The sequence below is a fragment of the Copranaerobaculum intestinale genome (genome assembly GCF_009831105.1).
Lineage (GTDB): Bacteria > Bacillota_I > Bacilli_A > Erysipelotrichales > Erysipelotrichaceae > Copranaerobaculum > Copranaerobaculum intestinale.
Window position 1 is genome coordinate 241,389 of sequence record NZ_WUUQ01000001.1, and the last position, 18,720, is coordinate 260,108.

The 18,720-nt window shown below is 44.1% G+C and carries 20 protein-coding genes; 5 read left to right on the forward strand and 15 right to left on the reverse strand.

The features are described 5' to 3' along the window. Positions 1-48: 48 nt before the first annotated feature. From GSF08_RS01205 to mnmE, 11 genes are all read right to left on the reverse strand, one after another. Complete coding sequence (locus GSF08_RS01205) at positions 49-687, reverse strand: HAD family hydrolase (RefSeq protein WP_160624050.1); 639 nt, start codon at positions 685-687, stop codon at positions 49-51. Between the two features lie 2 nt (positions 688-689). Continuing rightward, positions 690-947 carry an HPr family phosphocarrier protein gene (locus GSF08_RS01210; protein ID WP_160624051.1) on the reverse strand — a complete coding sequence of 86 codons (258 nt, stop codon included), beginning with the start codon at positions 945-947 and terminating at the stop codon, positions 690-692. Next, complete coding sequence (locus tag GSF08_RS01215) at positions 944-2,314, reverse strand: MATE family efflux transporter (RefSeq protein ID WP_160624052.1); 1,371 nt, start codon at positions 2,312-2,314, stop codon at positions 944-946. Before GSF08_RS01215 ends, GSF08_RS01210 begins: the two co-directional genes overlap by 4 nt. Before the next feature lie 56 nt (positions 2,315-2,370). Then, entirely contained in the window at positions 2,371-3,444 is a 1,074-nt protein-coding gene (locus GSF08_RS01220) for an SIS domain-containing protein (protein ID WP_160624053.1), read from the reverse strand. A gap of 101 nt (positions 3,445-3,545) precedes the next feature. Then, complete coding sequence (locus GSF08_RS01225; RefSeq protein ID WP_160624054.1) at positions 3,546-4,367, reverse strand: PTS system mannose/fructose/sorbose family transporter subunit IID; 822 nt, start codon at positions 4,365-4,367, stop codon at positions 3,546-3,548. Then, complete coding sequence (locus GSF08_RS01230) at positions 4,360-5,154, reverse strand: PTS mannose/fructose/sorbose/N-acetylgalactosamine transporter subunit IIC (RefSeq protein WP_160624055.1); 795 nt, start codon at positions 5,152-5,154, stop codon at positions 4,360-4,362. Before GSF08_RS01230 ends, GSF08_RS01225 begins: the two co-directional genes overlap by 8 nt. A gap of 18 nt (positions 5,155-5,172) precedes the next feature. Then, entirely contained in the window at positions 5,173-5,646 is a 474-nt protein-coding gene (locus tag GSF08_RS01235; RefSeq protein ID WP_160624056.1) for a PTS sugar transporter subunit IIB, read from the reverse strand. Next, positions 5,640-6,074, reverse strand: coding sequence for a PTS sugar transporter subunit IIA (locus tag GSF08_RS01240; RefSeq protein WP_160624057.1), 435 nt, complete (start codon positions 6,072-6,074; stop codon positions 5,640-5,642). Before GSF08_RS01240 ends, GSF08_RS01235 begins: the two co-directional genes overlap by 7 nt. Positions 6,075-6,214: 140 nt before the next feature. Next, on the reverse strand, positions 6,215-9,043 hold the full coding sequence (locus tag GSF08_RS01245) for a sigma 54-interacting transcriptional regulator (protein WP_160624058.1): 2,829 nt from the start codon (positions 9,041-9,043) through the stop codon (positions 6,215-6,217). 121 nt (positions 9,044-9,164) lie between these two features. Next, a complete protein-coding gene (locus GSF08_RS01250) occupies positions 9,165-9,938 on the reverse strand; it encodes a TatD family hydrolase (protein WP_160624059.1) in 774 nt (257 codons plus the stop codon). Between the two features lie 29 nt (positions 9,939-9,967). Continuing rightward, positions 9,968-11,302, reverse strand: coding sequence for a tRNA uridine-5-carboxymethylaminomethyl(34) synthesis GTPase MnmE (mnmE, locus tag GSF08_RS01255; protein WP_160624060.1), 1,335 nt, complete (start codon positions 11,300-11,302; stop codon positions 9,968-9,970). Positions 11,303-11,433: 131 nt separating this feature from the next. Here mnmE and GSF08_RS01260 point away from each other — a divergent pair, with 131 nt between their 5' ends. The 5 genes from GSF08_RS01260 to agaB all read left to right on the forward strand — a co-directional run bounded on the left by GSF08_RS01260 (position 11,434) and on the right by agaB (position 14,776). Continuing rightward, positions 11,434-12,213, forward strand: coding sequence for a DeoR/GlpR family DNA-binding transcription regulator (locus tag GSF08_RS01260; protein WP_160624061.1), 780 nt, complete (start codon positions 11,434-11,436; stop codon positions 12,211-12,213). A gap of 165 nt (positions 12,214-12,378) precedes the next feature. After that, a complete protein-coding gene (gene nagB / locus GSF08_RS01265; RefSeq protein WP_160624062.1) occupies positions 12,379-13,137 on the forward strand; it encodes a glucosamine-6-phosphate deaminase in 759 nt (252 codons plus the stop codon). Next, positions 13,134-13,766: a 3-hexulose-6-phosphate synthase gene (gene hxlA, locus GSF08_RS01270; protein WP_160624063.1), complete on the forward strand. Its 633-nt coding sequence runs from the start codon at positions 13,134-13,136 to the stop codon at positions 13,764-13,766. The genes nagB and hxlA overlap by 4 nt, the downstream gene beginning before the upstream one ends. Continuing rightward, the gene (gene hxlB, locus GSF08_RS01275; protein WP_160624064.1) at positions 13,763-14,290 is read left to right on the forward strand and encodes a 6-phospho-3-hexuloisomerase; all 528 of its coding nucleotides are present in this window, start codon (positions 13,763-13,765) and stop codon (positions 14,288-14,290) included. The genes hxlA and hxlB overlap by 4 nt, the downstream gene beginning before the upstream one ends. Positions 14,291-14,302: 12 nt before the next feature. Beyond that, entirely contained in the window at positions 14,303-14,776 is a 474-nt protein-coding gene (gene agaB, locus GSF08_RS01280; protein WP_160624065.1) for a PTS galactosamine transporter subunit IIB, read from the forward strand. A gap of 31 nt (positions 14,777-14,807) precedes the next feature. Here the strand turns inward: agaB and GSF08_RS01285 are convergent, their stop codons facing one another. From GSF08_RS01285 to GSF08_RS01300, 4 genes are all read right to left on the reverse strand, one after another. Continuing rightward, positions 14,808-15,224 (reverse strand): Hsp20/alpha crystallin family protein, encoded by a 417-nt coding sequence (locus tag GSF08_RS01285; RefSeq protein ID WP_160624066.1) that lies wholly within the window; start codon positions 15,222-15,224, stop codon positions 14,808-14,810. 126 nt (positions 15,225-15,350) lie between these two features. Next, entirely contained in the window at positions 15,351-16,595 is a 1,245-nt protein-coding gene (locus tag GSF08_RS01290; RefSeq protein WP_160624067.1) for an MFS transporter, read from the reverse strand. After that, positions 16,585-16,878, reverse strand: a complete 294-nt coding sequence (locus tag GSF08_RS01295; RefSeq protein WP_160624068.1) for a DUF2087 domain-containing protein — start codon at positions 16,876-16,878, stop codon at positions 16,585-16,587. The genes GSF08_RS01290 and GSF08_RS01295 overlap by 11 nt, the downstream gene beginning before the upstream one ends. A 140-nt stretch (positions 16,879-17,018) precedes the next feature. Next, on the reverse strand, positions 17,019-18,698 hold the full coding sequence (locus tag GSF08_RS01300) for a bifunctional diguanylate cyclase/phosphodiesterase (RefSeq protein ID WP_160624069.1): 1,680 nt from the start codon (positions 18,696-18,698) through the stop codon (positions 17,019-17,021). Positions 18,699-18,720 lie beyond the last annotated feature (22 nt).

Genomic DNA, 18,720 nt, shown 5'->3' on the forward strand with positions numbered 1-18,720 from the left:
CTGTTTGTCAATGCTCATATTAATACAAAATAGTAAGCTTGTAAAGGGTTAATTTTTAATAATCTGCAAAATTTCCAGCGGGTTTTGAAGTACATAGCGGCAAGGGATATGCTGCGGGAGCACTTCTCCCCATTTGGCATAGGCGAACGGCACATGGACACTTTCGGCACATAGCGCATCATTGATAGAATCTCCGATAAACAGAATGTCTTCCGCGGCCAGACCGGTTATATCCATGAGATATTCTAAAGAATCCGGAGCCGGTTTGGGATGCTTGATCTCTTCCTGCGTCACGACCGTATCCAGCGCTTCATGCGCCTCCTTACCCAACTGTTTGATCGCTTCATTCCACATCAAATGATTACGGGAGGTATTCACGCCTTGGCGGATTCCCAGTTCCTTGAGTTTCAAAATTACTTCAACGATGTGGTCGAATGCCTGAACACTGTCCATCGCCTCGCTGTTTTCTCCGAAGCAGATGTGATGAAAGGTTTCTTCTTCCGACGGGGCAATATTCAGATAATCACGGGTTTCCCGATCCGTGAAATAATAACAGCACACAAATTCCGAGCGCGGCTTATGAGGACGATCCGGATACATTCGATGGTATCCCTCATACAGACAGTCAATCATCCGTGATGCATTCACAAGCGTACCATCGCAATCCCATACTACCATTTGATACATATTCACAGCTCCTTTATACAGAAACGTGATAAGGCCTGATAGGCTTCCGCTTCATCCTTTCCCTCAATCACCAGCTTGATATCCGCACCGCAGGGAATATTCAGGTGCATGATTTCCACAATGCGGTTGGCTCGTACGATGTGTTCTTTATAATACAGCATGACCGTAGAATGATATTCTCTCACCAACGCTGCTAAATGAGAAGCCGGCCGAATATGAAGCCCCATTTTATTTTTTATGATATGTCTGATTTCTTTCATTGTATCGCCTCTTTTTTTTCAGGACCGATTTCGGTAACATTTTTGATCCAGTGATTTGCTTTGATTCGGATCGTACTGGTCACAAGCTTGATCATATCGTCAAAACGCAGGATCGTAAATACGATCGGTACCGGCCATTTCCAGATCAGACCGCTGACAAAGCCTAGCGGCAGACAGATTGTCCACAGAAAGATAATATCATTGACCAAAACAAATTTCGCATCGCCGCCGCCCCGCAGAATACCGACCATATTGACAAAAGCCATCGGCCGCAGTCCTTCCATGACCGCCCCAATCAATAGGATCTGCATCAGATATCCCATGCTTTCAGAACCTAAATGATAGAAGAACGGCATCGTGGGACGAATCAGCAGCACGAAGAGAAAGGCTCCGATCCCCACGACCATTGATGCTTTCTGCAAATGCCAGGTAATAAACGGCATATGTTCATAATCCTTGGCTCCGATGGTATTGCCGACAATGGTCGCAGCTGAAGAAGCAACCCCCTGTGACATGACGCTTGACAGCTGTGAAATGACATTATAGATGCTGTACGCCGCAACAAAGGATGTTCCCATGCGTCCGATAATAACACTTAAAAGTGACGTGCCGGTTGACCAAAGCAGCTCATTACAGATAACCGGGGTGCTGTTTTTGATAAAGGCAGGACGGATTTCCTTATCCAGATGACGCAGATCACGCAGCCGAAGATGCAGCTTTGTCTCCTTAAAGCGCACGTAATACAGAACGATGACACATTCGACAAAACGGGCAATCGTCGTTGCGATCGCCGCCCCCGCTACCCCAAGCGCCGGAGCACCCAGATTGCCGAAGATAAATACCCAGTTGAAAAACACATTGGTAATCAGGGATACTATGGAAGCCCCCAAAGAAATATTTACCGTCTGTACCGCACAGAGCACTCTGGTCGTAATCGTCGTGATGCCAAAAAAGATAAACGATATGGAAGCAATGTGCAGATAGGCGATACCCTGTTCGATAACTTCCGGATCAGTCGTAAAGACCGCCATGACATACTGCGGAAACACCGCTGCCAAAATAACGATGACAAAAGCAAACGCTGCCATGACCCGATAGGAATATCCGAGCACTTTTTTAATGGAGGGTACATCTTGTTTTCCCCAAAACTGTGCTACTAATACATTGGTTCCGCCGGCCGTGCCATAAATCACCAGCGTAAAAATGAAAAACAGCTGATTCGCAAGCGAGGATGCAGACAACGGCACTTCTCCCAGTGAGCCCAGCATCAGCGTATCCGCCATACTGACACCCACAGTTATCAGATTCTGCAAAGCTATCGGAATTGCCAGAATCATCATATGCCGATAAAAACGCTTTTTATTCATATCCCATCCTCCTTACTTTTGAAAAGCATAGTGATCGCTCACCATGCTTTTTTTACTTATTCTTCATCATGTGTATTGAAGTATTTTCCTTCCGGAAGCGGGCCGCCCTCGCCCCAAGGCAGAACTTCTACACCATAGTCAACCGCCAAACGATATGCCAGAATTTCCAGCACCGGTGCATATTCCAGAAATTCAAATGGGCCGCCAACCGGATCAAATGCCAGATCACGGTCATCCAGTGTGTTCTGACCAATAACAAAAGCATCACTGACTTCGTTTTTCACGTATTTCGCAAGACCGTTGGCAATGTTTACATTACGTCCGTCGTTCAAGATAATCACCGCATGGCGATTTGTGAATCCCATTGTCGGACCGTGCATGCCATCATCCATCTCATACCCGATGCAGATATAACGCTTCGCAATTTCCAGAGCTTTTAAAGCGCCTTCTACGGCAACACCGTATAAAGAACCGGCGCCGTACATAATGAAGCTGTCCTTATTCATCAATTTCCATTTATTACGATCGAACCAAGTTAAGGTTTCATCACATAGCTGAGCGTGGTGTGCCGCTGCGGCAGAAGCCTGTTTCAGATATGCATCATAATCTGTGTCATGTAAGACTCCGCGTTTGCGTCCGATTTCCATCGCAATGATCATCTGGGTAAAAGCAGACAGACAATAACCGATCGTACGGCATCCGTATTCTTCGTTATCCGTTTCCATCAAAACATGTGTTCCGCTTTCTTTAGCCAGCGGCGAATCATGGGATTCGCTCAATGCGACAGTCGCATAACCGGCATTTTTCATTTTGATCTGTGCTTCCTGCGTCAACGTACTGGTTCCGCTCTGTGACGTAAAGATGTATAAAGCATTCGGATTATACACGCTTTTATTTAAAAATGGATTCGGCAGTACAACCTGAGTGCGCAGACCGCTTGCCTTTTCCACAAATTCCTGAGAAGTCAAAGAACAGGTGTTGCTGGTACCGGAACCAACCAATACAATTTCATCAATCGTATTGATGCGGTCACCCAGATAATCAAACATCGCTTTGGTAAGCGCTTCTCTTTCACCGATCACTTTTTCTACAACCGAAGGAACTCGGCGGATTGTATCAACTAAAGTCATATTTATTTCCTCCTTTTATATACATATTTTCATAAGCGTGCTGAAGACCGCCGATAAGCGGTCGTTCAGCCAGAAGTGGGAAGTAAAGATAGGGAGTATTTTTAGAATATACCTGCGTATTTTCCGACGATGCCAAGAATCATGATCGCAACGATCAGGGTAGTCGGTTTTACATTCTTATTCAACAGCTTGAAGCATCCCAGTGTCAGCAGTAATGGCAGTGCGCATGGGAAGATAGAGTCGATCATTTCCTGGATGGACTGTGTAGCTCCGTTCATCTTAAAGACATAACCGATTTGTAGGGAAACCATGGTAGCCGTCATTGCCCCGACTGTCATTAATCCGACGATGCTGGCAGCTTTGGTAACGAAGCTCATAATTCCGCTTTCTTCTGCCTGTGTCATGAATTTTGATCCAAGACTGTATCCTACATAAGGCAGCAGGACACGGCAAGGTTCAGCAACCAAATTATACAGCAATAAGAACATGATCGGGCCGAGCAGACTTCCGTCCTTGGCAAGTGATAAACCGATACCCATGGTGATGACACGCCATGTACTCTGGAAAATAGAGTCACCGATACCGGCAAATGGACCCATTAGGGAAGTTTTTACTGCACTGATGGAAGATTTATCAAAGTTTGGATCATTGGCTGCCTGTACTTCCATGGCAGCGGACAGACCGATTACGAATCCGCCGACTGTAGGATTTGTATTATACAGCTCCCAGTGACGCTTGTATCCTTCAACACGATCTTCTTTTTTATCATATAAACGGTTGATAACCGGAATCATACACCATACATAGCCCATTGCCTGGAATTTCTCCCAAGTATATACGGCATCACTCTGGTGGGAGCGGCGCATGACTTTGGCCATCATTTTCGCATCTTCGCCTTTTAGACCAAATCTTTCGCTAATCATTGAATAAGTCCTCCTCTCCCGCATCAGCACCTGCCGCAGCGGATGCCGGGGCAGTCTTACGTTTCGCTGTTTCACCCTCAAAGTACAGGATGATAACTAAGATGATACCTACGATTGCGATTGCCATCAACGGCATACCGCAATAAGAAGCCATAATAAATCCTAAGAAATAATAAACGGCAAGTTTCTTCTGCCACATCATTTTTAACAGTAAGCCGAATCCGACAGCACCTAACATACCGGCAGATACGCCCATACCATCTAACAGCGTTTGCGGAACTGCATCGATAAAGGATTTGATTGCATCAGATCCTAAGCCAACTGCCAAGGCACAGACAGCGGCACTGCAGACTTCATTGGTAATAGAAACGATTGGGAATAAACGCTGGATACCTTTCCAGTTTCCCTTTTCGATCATCTTATCGATGAACGGTGTATAAATGGAACGAGTTGCGACAAACGGAACGAACAGCATCTGGCACAGAATAGAAGTAGGTACTGCCAATGCGAAGGCGGTTTCTACACCTTTACCGAGAATAATCGCATATGCCGTACCAACCGCGGTTCCGGAAACCGGATCAGGCGGAACCGTACCGCCGATAGCCATAACCCCCATGAATACCAGTTCCAGTGAAGCACCGACCTGGACACCGGTCTTAATATCCCCTAATGCGATACCGATTGCGGTTCCCACAATCAGCGGTCGAGAAATCATTGGATAGGACAGCCAGTTCTCAAAGAACATCAAAATCAAAACTGTCAATCCGACAAGTAATGCCTGAATCATTTCTACTCCTCCTTTTTATTATAGAAATTTGTCAATATTCGTACGGCTCTCTGACGGAACCATACGCAGCTCTAAATCAGTAACCAAAGTCTTTAATTCTTTTAAATCTTTCAGATCTTGATCATCCAGACAAACCGCTGCGGCGATCATTTTTCCTCCTTCCTTGTTTTTTACCCCGCCGATGTTTACCCGATGGATCTGGTTGGCTGTAGCCTTTACAATTTTCAACGCGTCCTGGATCGTTCTAACGATCACGAAGATTTTCGTTTTCTGAGCGTTTGGATTGTTTAACAATGCGGCGCCGTCGTCAACTGTTTTAATTGCCAGCTTGACGCCAGCCGGTTTTGCCATCTTCAATGCCAATTTACTCATTTCATTGGTGGCTGCTTCATCATTCGCAATGAGAATAGCGTCCGGAGCGACCGCTCCTACCCATGTTACCGCGACCTGACCATGCAGCAGGCGATCATCTACTCTTAAAAGTTCTACCATAATTTATCGTCCTCGATTCCTTTTTCTAGTTCTGCCTGAACGCGCTCCCTGTTGAAGATCAGCATATTCTGACCTGCCGACTGAATGATCTTCTCCAGCAGTTCTGCCGTATCGGTTCGTTCATGATCAAGCACCAGTTCCAGCAGCATCGAAAGCGTCATGCCGGTTACAAGCTGTACATGTTCATAAACACACAGGTGGAGCAGCTGATTGTGAACACTGCCGCCATTGATATCACACAGAATGATGTAGGTATCATCCGTATGCGTGCTGATTTCAGTATTCAAAATTTCATAGATATCCGTGGGACTGCCATAGGTGTCTAACCCATATGCACTTACTTGAGGACAGTCCTGCAAGATCATTTTGCCAGCGCTTAGCATCCCCTCGGCCAGCGAACCATGTGAAGCCAAAATGATTTTACGCAAGCTTCTTCCTCCTTTCCTTGACGAGTGATTCTTCACTCTTCATAAAGCAAAAAGCGTGCCAGCTTATTTGTCAAAGTTTGTAGAAGCATAAAAAAGAGCCTGTTTATCGGCTCTTTTTAACTTTATATAAATTTTGAATATTAAATTTCCCAAAGTCCATTGACACTATCCGCTTCTTCATTGACACTATGGCGATTACGGTTATAGATATATTCATAAAGGTACCCGATCTCACTGACCGGAATTTCTACGTTGTAACAGCTCTCCACCTTCACAAACGCCTTTTTCACCACCTGAATAAAATCCTGATGATCGCGGATGAATTCCTCCAGATGATCGAACTTCGTAATATACTTATCAATGATCAGGCGTTCGATCAAACAGCTGATATGAATATACAGCCCCAGTACGATCCCGGAATCCAGATGCAGATTCAGATCATTCTGTATCTCCCGTATGATTTCCTCCACACTGTTGATAATTTTTTCCGAATCCAAAATGGTCAGATAGTTCAGCAGATTATCCAGCGAGAAGTTCTTGATCATATCCTTATTGAACTGCATTAATTCATCCTTGGTCAAATAATCCGCAAATACTTCATCGGTTTTATCCGTGCTCTTTTGTTGGATCAGCTCCTCAATCGAGATAAATGGCATATCGTATACTTCCGGATCACAGGTACCGACAATAAACAGCACATGATATTTCTCAAATACCGGTGATTTAGTGCCCATTTCTTTTAAGCTGCGATAGTCATAGGGAACAATCGTGATATCGCTGGATGCCGGAAGTGAGGAACCGATCAATTCGGATATCTTTTCGGCGGTACCGATACCGGTCTCACATACCGATAGGATCACATCCGGCTTATGACGGTTTTCCACAATCACAAAGTTATGCTGATTTCGTTCACTTGCCTCCCGCAAAATGTAGCTGATTGGATCATTTTCCAAGATCATCGTACCGATATCCAGCGCCAGCATCGTCGTGACATTGTTGATGACGCCGATATTCATATCCTTTATATTCTCCAGATGTTTATAAATTTCCTGCAGAGAACCCATATCCACCATGACCACGACTTCCTTACATCCAGGAAGACGGCTCAGATATTCGCGCAACTTTTTGACCACCACTTCAAAATCACTTTCAATCGGCATATCGATCGCGTCAAAAATTCGCCTCTGTAATAACTGATTTGCGGTTTCCGCAATACTGCTGGCGATCGAATAACCGTGCGCGATGATAACTGCCGGAATTGCGGCCCGTCCCTGATCCCGATCAAAATAATGAAAAAACAGGAACAGATCGAGCGAGCCAAGATAATCAAATTTGGTATCTAATGCATCCTCCAACAGCTGGACTGTATCCATGATCACCTTATCATCCATAATGTAGTAATCCTGCATCAAATCCATAAATTCACTGCACTCTTTTTTATATTGCTTCAAGAGTGCCTGCCGTCCGGTAAAATTTTGTGTATAGTCCATGACAAAGTACGTCATGATGCTGATTTCATTATTTGACAGCTGGTCGATATTATATTTATGCGCCAAAATATTAAAAATACTGGTAAGCAGATTATTCAGCAGCTTGAACTTCGGCAGATTCTGCGTCTGTTCATTGAAAAACAGATAATCGATATACGGTTCGATCTTGCTGTATGTAGAGTGGATAAATTCTTCCATCCCTGCTTCATTGTGCGGAATCATGGTAAAGAGCCGCAGGAACTGCTGATTCAGCAGATACAATGTGCTTTCTGTACGGGTGGCATTCAAAATATCCGATACACTCAGCATGGTACGGTCATCATATTCCGCTAGTGTTTCATTTTCGCTCTGTGCCGCGATCATTGTTCCCGGCAGATCAAATAAGTGCAGTTCTACTTCCTCATCCTTGTTGGAAGCGCGCAGAAATGCCTTGGCAACACTTGCCCGGATACAGTTTTTTAACTCTCCGACATTTCCGGGATAAGCAGCTGTTTCTAAGATTTGATAAGCAAGCTTAGACAATTTGACGGTGCGTCCGATGTGTTCCATTTCCTTGGATACCACATGATGGATCAGCTCTTTCTTTTCCTGTAAGGGACGATCAGACAGCGGAGGGATTTTTACCAAAATCGGGATACGGCGCAGCAGCGTTTTCAACAGCACCTCATCGGGATTTTCAGTCGTCGCAAAAATCAGTCGTACCTTGCCCTCATGCCAAGTTTCATTATCCCCTACCATATGATAAATACCTTTATCCATGAATAGGAAGATTTTCTCCTGACACTCCGGTTTCAAGCCATGCACCTCATCCAAAAACAGCACACCGCCCTCTGCCAAAGCTATTAAACCCTGCGTATCCTTATCCGCACCGGTGTAGGCGCCCTTTTTATAGCCAAACAGATTGGTCATCAGCATTTCCGGATTGTTGGTAAATTCAGCGCAGTTGATATGCACAAACTTTCCGTTCTTATCGATGATTTCCTTTTCGACGCCGTAATCATACATCAGCCGGGCGATCAAGCTCTTGCCGGTCCCGGTCGGTCCCTGCAAAAGAATCGGCAGACCGCCGTTGGGATACGTGATGGCCGCCTTGCATTGTTCAATACAGTAGCTCAAGCTTTCATTCGCTCCGACCAAATCATGAAAAGCGGATGAATGATGTGCATTATGCAGCAGATTTTTACGCAGCTCATCAAGCGTATCGTAGGTGCGCATATCAGCCTTGGTATGAAAATACTCACAAAGTGACTGCATATGAAAGAAATAGACCGGACGAGAATTGACTTTTACTACCAAACCATCATGATGAAATTCATTAAAATAATGCGATATCAGATTGCGGCTAACCCCCAATTTACTCGCAAGGTGACCTGCTGTGAGCTCCTTCAGCTGTGATTCTTTCCATTCTCCAAAAAGATCAAGCCCGATTGTGGCATCTTCCAGATACTTTAAAACTTGTTCCTTTACCTGATCTGTCATAAACCCATCTCCATTTGTCATTACATTATCATGTTTATGCTTATTATAGCAGGATTAACCATGTATAGTGTATGAAATTTAGATTTGGATGATAAAAAAGCACAGATTGAATGATCTGTGCTCAGCGATTTCGGTTATAAAACAAGTTTTTATAATTTTCATTCATCGCTTTGATAAAATCCGCCGGCTCAATCTGTTTCAGTTCGCATATTTTCTGAAACGTGAGGACGACATTCTTTGGTTCATTTTGTGTGCCGCGCAGCGGATGCGGTGTCAAATACGGGGAGTCGGTTTCTACAAACAAGCGGTCAAGCGGTACAACCTTGGGCACTTCGATCAATCCCCGGGCATTCTTGAAGGTAATCGGACCGGCAAAGGAAATATGCATACCGATCTTTAACACTTCCTTGGCTGTTTCAACGCTCCCGCTGTAACAATGCATGATGCCTCCAGTTTTCAGATGTTCCCGCAGAATACTTAACGTGTCTTGTGCAGCATCGCGCATATGAACCAAAATAGGCTTATTCAACTGTTCAGCCAGCTTAATCTGGCGAATAAACCCTGCCTTTTGAATATCCTTATGTTCCTTATCCCAATAATAGTCAAGACCGATCTCACCGATTGCGACCACATGGGGATCTTGAGCAAGCTCTTCCAGATCCTGAAAATCCCGTTCCGTTAAATCAGGCATGTCGACCGGAAACAATCCCATCGCAACGTCGATCATATCATATTTTTCAGTGAGTTCTAGTGCCCGCTCACACTGTATGCGATTCTGCGCGATCGCCAGTATTTTGGAAACGCCCGCTGCCTTTGCGGTAGCGATGACCGCATCAACTCGATCGTATAATTCATCCGCAGTGATATGGGCATGTGTATCAATGATTCCTTCCATGACAATTCCTTCTTTCTATATATAAATGATTATTTTCCCAGACAAAAGTTTGAAAACAGAGCATCCAGTAAATCTTCACGATGGACTTCTCCCAAAATTTCCTTCAAAGCTGTATATGCTTCCTGAATATCGATCGTGATCAAATCCAGTTCATAGCCCGCTTCCATCGCCTCAATCGCAGTTTCCATGCAGCGGCGGGCTTTCATCATCAAACCGGACTGACGCTCATTTGCCAAGGACGGTTCCTTTAAGGCGATCAAATGCTTGTCATACAATTCATGAAGCCGCGTCAATAGGGGATCAATCTCACCGTTTGCGGCACATACAGTTAGATGCTCCTCATTCGTTTTTTCCATGAGATCACGTTTATTATAAAGAATAATACGGGTTTTCTCTTCAGTCATTGCCAACAGCTGTTCATCCTCTTGATCCAAAGGCCGGCTGCCATCCAGCACTACAATTACCAGCTGAGCGTTTTCTATCGCTTTCAAAGATCGTTCGATTCCGATCTTTTCTACCGTATCGTCAGTATCACGAATACCCGCAGTATCGATCAAATGCAGGGTGAAATTCCCCAACTGAATGTTTCCCTCAACAATATCACGAGTCGTTCCCGCAATATCCGTAACAATTGCTTTTTCTTCCTCCAGCAAAGCATTCAGCAAACTGCTCTTGCCCACATTTGGCTTTCCGACAATCGCTGTCTGTATACCCTCCTTTATCAATCGTCCGCTTTCAGAACGTTTCAGTATCTCATCGATCTTCATCACCCAGCTTCGTGCCATCGGCAGCAGCAGATCATTGGTGAGCTGCACCACATCATCATATTCGGGATAATCAATATTTACCTCAATGTTCGCTATGATATTCAAGATATCATTGATAAGCGGATCCAGCAGCCTGCGAATACTGCCGCGTATTCCTTGCATCGCCATCTGCGCATTGGCGTGATTATCAGCTTCAATCATATCGTTAACGGCTTCGGCCTGCGTCAGATCAATGCGTCCATTCAGAAAAGCCCGCTGGGTAAATTCTCCGCGGGTCGCAAGCCGCGCACCATTCGCCAGACACAGCTTCAAGATCTGCCTGGTAATATACACGCCTCCGTGACAGTTTATTTCCACGATATCCTCTGTTGTAAAGGTCTTGGGAGATCGAAAAACGGAAATCAGTACCTCATCCACTTTCATTTGTGATTGCGGATCCACGATAAAACCGTAGCGAATACTATTCGCCGGCACGTCGGTCAGCTTCAGCGTACAAATTTTATCAGCGATTGAAATTGCTTCATCACCGCTCATGCGGATAATGGAAATTGCACCTTCCTGAAGCGGTGTCGCGATCGCAGCTATGGTTTCATTCATGTTGATTCCTCTTTCCTTATAACTGTTAGTATTATAGCACGAATTATCATTCTTCTGATATTTGCCTGCCTTCATAATTTGACATTACCGTTTATCCATAATAAACTGGAATATGAAAGTGGACGGATAGTATGAATAATTCAAAAAAAGCAAAAATCAGACAAGATAAAATACGGGATATGCTGCTCACTCAAGATGTGGTGACGATCCATGAGTTTTGTGAAAAACTTCATGCATCAGAAGCGACAATACGCAATGACTTGACGTTCTTAGAATCACAGCATGTATTGAAGCGGGTTTTGGGCGGAGCCATTTCCACCGAGGGAACCCCGCGCAATACCAGTTTGCACCTCAGAACTGCCTTATACAATGAAGATAAGCAGAATATTGCCGCTTATGCGGTAAAGCATTATATTGAACCGGGGATGACGATCGCGCTGGATGCCGGAACCACCTGCCGCTTTATCGCCCAGGCTCTGGTGGAATCGAAAATACCGGTACAGGTAATTACCAACAATTTTCATGCGGCTTCTATTCTTATGAAGGGGGAACAGATTGATCTGTTTCTGGCCGGTGGGCGGATCGATCGCAACCATGGCTCCTGCCACGATGACAATACCCTGGATATGATCAACTCCATACACTGTGACCGTTTTTTTCTTTCTCCGAACGGAATCGATTCCGAAGCACAGGTAACGAGTACAGCAATTGATGAACACGCAGCCAAAATGGCATTCATTCATCAAAGTGACCAGATAATCCTTGTCGCGGATCATTCAAAAATCGGTAAATCTGCGATCAAAGTAATCTGCCGGCTTGAGGACGCGGCAGTGTTGATTACCGACCAGCAGGCAGATCGTGATGAGCTACAAAAAATTGAGCAATGCGGTTTGCATGTAGAACAGGCATAACGGCCTGTTTTTTTATTGATAATGCAAAGCAGCAAAGGGAAACAGATATGATACTTGATCCTTTTCTTTGACACAATTATATTGATTTCAATATTTTATATCACCAAAATTATTGACTTCAATAAATTTGGTGATATAATAAAACCACTAGAAGGAGGACATAACATGAAGGTTATTGTTACGAAGGATTACGAAGAATTGAGTAAAGTTACAGCGGATATTGTCATCTCCATGGTAAAAGAAAAACCGAATATGATTTTCTGTTTGCCGGCGGGAGGATCCCCTATCGGCATGTATCAAGTATTGGTTGAGGAATTTAAAAAAGGTAATGTCAGCTTCAAGGATATGATTACCTTTGATATGGATGAATATGTCGGTATCGGTCCGGAAAATGAAAACAGTTATGCGTATTTCATGCAGAAGCATTTCCTGAAATATGTGGATGTAAAGCCTGAAAATGTGTATTATCCGGATGGTTTAAGTAAAGATATCGATCAGATGTGCGACGCTTACAGCAAGCATATGTTTTCTATGGGCGGATTAGATCTCGCAATTACCGGAATCGGTGATGACGGACACGTTGCCTTCAACGAGCCGGACACGTACCTGCTTCCGCGCACTCATGCGGTCGATCTGAAAGAATCTACCATTCAGGCAAACGCCCGTTTCTTTAACTCGATTGAGGAAGTTCCGCAGCGAGCCGTTTCAATCGGCATGGAAGATATCATGCGTACCAAAACATTCCTTGTTGTTGCCAGCGGTGAGAAAAAGGCGCCGCTGCTGCAGAAGCTGTTCGCAAATGATCATATCGATCCTATGTATCCGGTATCTTTCACCCGTATGCATCCCAATGCCATTCTTATCCTAGATGAAGCCGCTGCTGCTTTGGTTGATCCGGCTGTTTTGAAGGAATATACATCATGAAGCTTCAAGTAGCGCTGGATACCCTGTCACTGGAAGCAGCGCTGCAACTGTTAGAGAAAATCGAGCCGTTTGTGGATATCGTTGAAGTCGGTACTCCTTTTATTATCGAAGAGGGACTGAAGCCCGTACGTGAAATCAAGAAGCGTTATCCAAATATGACCGTGCTGGCGGATGTGAAAATCATCGACGGCGCCAGTATTGAAGCAAAGAGCGCTTTTGAAGCAGGTGCGGATATCGTAACGGTAGTCGGGCTTGCTAATGAACAGACGATCAAGGATACGATTGACTGCGCAAGAATGTATCAAAAAGAAGTGCTCGTTGATTTCATCGCTGCCAATGTTTCATCCTTGGCAAAGCGGCTGGAGCCCTTAGGTGCAGATTACTTCTGCGTCCATACCGCAGTGGATGTTCAAGGACAAGAAGCGGGGCCGTTGGCAGAATTGATCACCCTGAAAAAGAGTGTTTCGATAAAAACCGCGGTGGCAGGCGGTGTACGTCTGGATTCTATTGAAGAAATAGCGAAGCAGCATCCGGATATTCTGATTGTCGGCAGTGCCATCACTAATGCTGACGATCCACAAATGGTTGCTTCCCGTATGAAGGATATTATTTCCGGGTGTTCCTCATGAATTATGAAAAGGCATGTGCATTAATCCGCACCGAAGTATCCCGCTTCCAGGTGGAGGATAAAGCCGCGCTCGAAGGCTGCCGGCGGATATGCGATCATTCATCTCGCTTGTTCATCATTGCGGCAGGCCGTTCCCTATTAATGATGAAAGCCTTTGCGATGCGGATGATGCATCTTGGCTATGAAGTTCATATCCTGGATGAAGTGACCTGTCCCGCAATCACGAAACAGGATGTCCTGATCGCCGCATCCGGATCCGGAACTACCGCCGGTATTCTGGCAAAAGCAAAGAAAGCGAAAGCACTAGGGGCAAAGCTCATTGTATGGACACAATCTCCCGCTTCACCGATGGCTGAATTGAGTGATGTCTGTGTCAGTCTGCAGAATCATCAAAGCGGCCAGCCGGGAGCATCGCTTTTTGAACAATCGCTGCTGTTGGCACTGGATGCCTTTGTCGCAGCGATCATGGAGGATAAAGCACTGCCGCCGGATGAAGTATATAAGCGGCATGCCAATTTAGAATAAGAGGTGAGGTTCATGTCTGAGCCCAATATTGTATTGACTCGTATCGACAACCGCCTGGTTCACGGTCAGGTGGGCAACGTCTGGGTTTCCTCGTTAAATTGTAATTTGATTGTTGTGGTTGATGACAAGGCTGCCGTTGATCCAATTCAGCAGTCGGTTATGAAAATGACTGCACAAGCCGCACAGGTTGGCATTCGCTTCTTCACGATAGAAAAAACAATTGAAATCATCGGCAAAGCCAAGCCGAGTCAAAAAATCTTTTTGATTGCTCGTACTCCTGCTACGGTGCGGGCACTGATCGAGGGCGGAATTGCGATTCACCGCGTAAATGTCGGCAACATGCATTATGCCGACGGTAAGAAGATCTGGCATGAAAAACATGTCTATGTCGATGAAAAGGATCTTGAAGATTTACGTTTCATCGCTGACAGCGGTGCCGAAGTATTCCTGCAATTTTCACCCGAAGAACGAAAATATTCACTATAAAGAAAAAGACCGCTTTGAGCGGCCTTTTTGATTAATCGATTGGAATAAAGCGTTTTTCTTCGACCTGTTTCGGTGCTTCTTTTGGAACGATGACTTTCAACTCACCATTATCATAGTTCGCCTTGATATCCTTTTCAGTAATACCTTCACCTACATAGAAACTACGGCTGCAGGAACCGCTGAAGCGCTCCTGACGAATGATGTTTCCCTGATCATCCTTTTCACTCGTTTCATTGTTTCGAACCGCTGACACATTCAGATATCCGTCTTTGAGCTCTAATTTAATATCTTCCTTTTTATAGCCCGGAAGCTCCATATCCAGCAAATAATTGCCGTCTTTCTCAGTGACATCCGTCTTCATGTAGCCTTCTGTTTTCTTCATAAATGGATCATAAAACAGATCGTCAAACGCACTGTCGAATAAGTTGAATCCTGGTAGTAATTTCATAAACATCGCCTCTTTTTCTTTGTTTATCATAACAATATATACTACATGAAATTACTTTCGTTAAGGGGTTTACCTTAACTTCGACTATATTATAACACCATTTTTAGCACTGTCAAGTATAGAGTGCTAACTTTTTTCTAATTTTTTTGACCCTTTATCTTTTAGATAGTAAACTATCATAACAAGCAGTATAACCATTAAATTCTGTACGATAAATGCTCCGTCGGGACGCAGCCATTCACTGAGTATCCCTGCGTATGCAATGCCTATGGGAATCAGCAAATTGGAGCAAAAGGTAAGCAGTGAGAAAAAGCGCGCCTGCATGGATATATCCACGTCTCTTTGAAAACCGGAAATCAGCGGAATGTTCACAAAAGCATTCAGCATGCCTTCTATCATCATCAAAATCAAAAACAATAGATAGAATAACAGCTTCCAATCGCTCGGCATAATGAGGGATAACAGTCCCATAAATGCCATAACCGAACTGTTGGCCAGAAACAATTCTTTCATGTATCGTTCCAGATTCATATTCTTTATACGATAAACAAGAATACCGGCGAGCAGGGTTCCAATCACAAAGCAGCCGCTGGTGAATCCGTACCATGCTTCGGGTAAATGATGAAGCTGAATTAAAATCCCGGGATAATAAATCTCCTCACTGGGAGCAACAAAGAAATTCAGACTCATCACCAATAGAAACATCGCCAGAATATGCTTTGCGTGAATTACATAATGAATCCCTTCCTTCAGCTGATTTCGCACTTTATCCGATTTTTCAGTTGATTGTATACGCGGATATTCTATCAGCATTTCCTGTAAGCTGCTCAACAGAAAGCTGAAAGCGTTGATCAGCAGCACCATAGTGAAACCGAATGCGCCGAACAGCATTGTTCCAACCATCGGAGCACACACGGAGGCCGTATTATCACAGATGCTTTTCAATCCATTCATTTTCTCCAAGGTGTCTGAAGTATTCAGCTCACTGAACAGTACCGATGACGACAAATAAAAGATACGGTCAATCACTCCCAATATCATACCAAACGCATACAGCCAAAGCATTTCTAATCGGTTGTTCATACTCAGCAGTGCCATAAATAAAAAAAGCGTGCCGCTTACAACATCACAAATGATCAGTATTTTTTTATGATTTCTTCGCTCAACAAAAATACCGAGCGGAATTGTGAAGGCTACCGCAGGCAACGCTGTCAGGGCATAAAAGAAACCCATTTGAGTCAGCGAACCGCTTATTTTTAAAATATAAAGCGGCAGACAGATCGTATAGATACCAGAACCCATCAGCGATATGCTTCTTCCCAATAGTAACTGACGGACATTTTTCATGCGCCGTGAAGCTTCAGTCTTCATAATCGACTCTCCAATAACAACGACCATCCTCTGTTCGTTCAAACAGATGAAAATCAATCAGCATTCTGCGTAATGACGCATAATCAGAATAGATTGCTTTCAGCTTTTTATTCAATTCCATTTCGGTCATTTCCGTATGCTTTGGAAAAGCATCCGCAATAACCTCCATTACGAGTCTTTGTTTCTCAAATTTCACCGGCATTTCCTTTAAAATCAGTGGTTCCCGAGATGAAAATGCAGTATCCAGCATATGCTCCAGCTTCTTTTTGTTTGTTTCACACATAAACGTTTCCTCCATATGTTTATAACAATGATAAACACAGTATATATCATATTTACACTATATGTCAACATGTGTAATATTCGTTTATGCTTTATATAAACAAAAAAAGGGAATGTTTCCCTTCTTTAAATGATATACCATTATTTTTTGTCCCAAAACCGTTTTTCAAAATCTGTTTTCACAAGTGGTCTGGCAATAAAATAACCTTGAATACTGTCCGCATGCAAATCACCTGCCGCATGCAGCTCCTCGCTGACTTCCACGCCTTCCACACAAACGGTAATACCAACCTGGTGACATAATTGAATGACTGATTCAATAAAACTGCGATTAAAATCATTCTTACTTTCATGTATTGCGGAAATAAACAATCGATCAATCTTCACAATATCCGCCGGCATCTGTGAAAGCATCCCAAGAGATGAGTATCCGGTTCCAAAATCATCCATTGCCACTTTCATATTCAGGTTTCGTATCTTTTTAAAGCTTTCCCGCAAGGCTCCCATATCAGTAACGAAACAGCTCTCGGTAAGCTCCAGCACGATATGACTGGGCGCTACCTGATAACGATCCAAAAGCTTTTTCATATAAGTAAGAAAGGTTTCATCAAGCAGCTGCAAATAGGAAACATTGACATTCATTATGAAATCTTTCTGATATTTGATCCATTCTGAACAAACCTTAATTGCTTCTTCCAACACCCATTTACCAACCGGTATGATCAAGCCGCTGGATTCCAGCACCGGAATAAACTCCATTGGACCGACCCCAACAAACTTCGCACAGGACCAGCGAAGCAGAGCCTCTGCACCGGCTAATTCCAGAGTGTTGGCATGAACAAACGGCTGAAAGACCAGATGAAAATCCTGCATATGATGAATAACACTGTTTTGTAATTCATTTCCCAGCTCCAGAGTGCGAAGCCGATGATTCATAATATTCTGAGAAAAGAAGGTTGCGTTATTTTTTCCTTTCTGCTTGGAAATTTCCAAAGCGCTCACGGCACATTTTAACAGCTCCTGATAGTCGTTTCCATCCGCACCAAGCATCGCGATGCCTGCTGAAGCCGTGCAATAATAATCAATGTTGTCGAGCCGGTGAGTCCGGTTACAATAAGCATGGATTTTTTGATATAGCTGCTCCATATCCTGTTCAATCGCGGGTGACAGCACGATTGCAAATTCATCGCCGTCAAAACGATACATCCGTGCTTTCGGCGGCAGCAGCTGCAGTACACTCTGCGCAAACTGACGCAGCACTGCATCACCGAACATATGTGTATTCAAATCATTGATCCGCACAAAGTCATCCAAACCAATCAGCAGCAATCCGCCGGTCTTCTTCTTTTCCAGTAAATGATCCACATATTTCTCACATTCACGATATGTAAACAGACCTGTTGTATAGTCGATCTTGCCTTTACTACCCAAGTTGTTCACAACTCCGGCAAACATGATCGCCCTGCCATTATCATCCTTTTGCAGATAACCGCGGCACTGCACCCAGATATATTCCCCTTTCCGGTTCCTTATCTGATATTCTACGTTATGCTCGTTGGTCTCCCCCCTCAGCATTTTGTCGATTGATTCATCATAAATTGCCTTATCCTCAGGATGCACAAGACTTCCCCAAATCGGAATCAATCCTGAAACCAAACGTCCCGGAAGTTCAAATCGCTCATACATCTGCGGAGATACCAAGGCAACATCTGTCAGCATATCAACAATATATACATAATTGTCGGTACTTTTCACCAATGCGTCATAAAACATTTCCGCATCAAAGCTGAACTCTTTCAGATGAGAATCACCATTAGCCATATGCTGTACACCTCCGTTTTAA

Excerpts from the sequence above, each read along its gene's own strand:
- GSF08_RS01245 (WP_160624058.1), bottom strand. The coding sequence starts at position 9,043 with ATGACAGATCAGGTAAAGGAACAAGTTTTAAAGTATCTGGAAGATGCC.
- GSF08_RS01230 (WP_160624055.1), bottom strand. The coding sequence starts at position 5,154 with ATGATTCAGGCATTACTTGTCGGATTGACAGTTTTGATTTTGATGTTC.
- nagB (WP_160624062.1), top strand. The coding sequence starts at position 12,379 with ATGAAGGTTATTGTTACGAAGGATTACGAAGAATTGAGTAAAGTTACA.
- GSF08_RS01220 (WP_160624053.1), bottom strand. The coding sequence starts at position 3,444 with ATGACTTTAGTTGATACAATCCGCCGAGTTCCTTCGGTTGTAGAAAAA.
- GSF08_RS01210 (WP_160624051.1), bottom strand. The coding sequence starts at position 947 with ATGAAAGAAATCAGACATATCATAAAAAATAAAATGGGGCTTCATATT.
- GSF08_RS01235 (WP_160624056.1), bottom strand. The coding sequence starts at position 5,646 with ATGGTAGAACTTTTAAGAGTAGATGATCGCCTGCTGCATGGTCAGGTC.
- agaB (WP_160624065.1), top strand. The coding sequence starts at position 14,303 with ATGTCTGAGCCCAATATTGTATTGACTCGTATCGACAACCGCCTGGTT.
- hxlA (WP_160624063.1), top strand. The coding sequence starts at position 13,134 with ATGAAGCTTCAAGTAGCGCTGGATACCCTGTCACTGGAAGCAGCGCTG.
- GSF08_RS01260 (WP_160624061.1), top strand. The coding sequence starts at position 11,434 with ATGAATAATTCAAAAAAAGCAAAAATCAGACAAGATAAAATACGGGAT.
- GSF08_RS01290 (WP_160624067.1), bottom strand. The coding sequence starts at position 16,595 with ATGAAGACTGAAGCTTCACGGCGCATGAAAAATGTCCGTCAGTTACTA.
- GSF08_RS01215 (WP_160624052.1), bottom strand. The coding sequence starts at position 2,314 with ATGAATAAAAAGCGTTTTTATCGGCATATGATGATTCTGGCAATTCCG.
- GSF08_RS01295 (WP_160624068.1), bottom strand. The coding sequence starts at position 16,878 with ATGTGTGAAACAAACAAAAAGAAGCTGGAGCATATGCTGGATACTGCA.
- GSF08_RS01285 (WP_160624066.1), bottom strand. The coding sequence starts at position 15,224 with ATGAAATTACTACCAGGATTCAACTTATTCGACAGTGCGTTTGACGAT.
- GSF08_RS01300 (WP_160624069.1), bottom strand. The coding sequence starts at position 18,698 with ATGGCTAATGGTGATTCTCATCTGAAAGAGTTCAGCTTTGATGCGGAA.
- mnmE (WP_160624060.1), bottom strand. The coding sequence starts at position 11,302 with ATGAATGAAACCATAGCTGCGATCGCGACACCGCTTCAGGAAGGTGCA.
- GSF08_RS01250 (WP_160624059.1), bottom strand. The coding sequence starts at position 9,938 with ATGGAAGGAATCATTGATACACATGCCCATATCACTGCGGATGAATTA.
- GSF08_RS01225 (WP_160624054.1), bottom strand. The coding sequence starts at position 4,367 with ATGATTAGCGAAAGATTTGGTCTAAAAGGCGAAGATGCGAAAATGATG.
- hxlB (WP_160624064.1), top strand. The coding sequence starts at position 13,763 with ATGAATTATGAAAAGGCATGTGCATTAATCCGCACCGAAGTATCCCGC.
- GSF08_RS01205 (WP_160624050.1), bottom strand. The coding sequence starts at position 687 with ATGTATCAAATGGTAGTATGGGATTGCGATGGTACGCTTGTGAATGCA.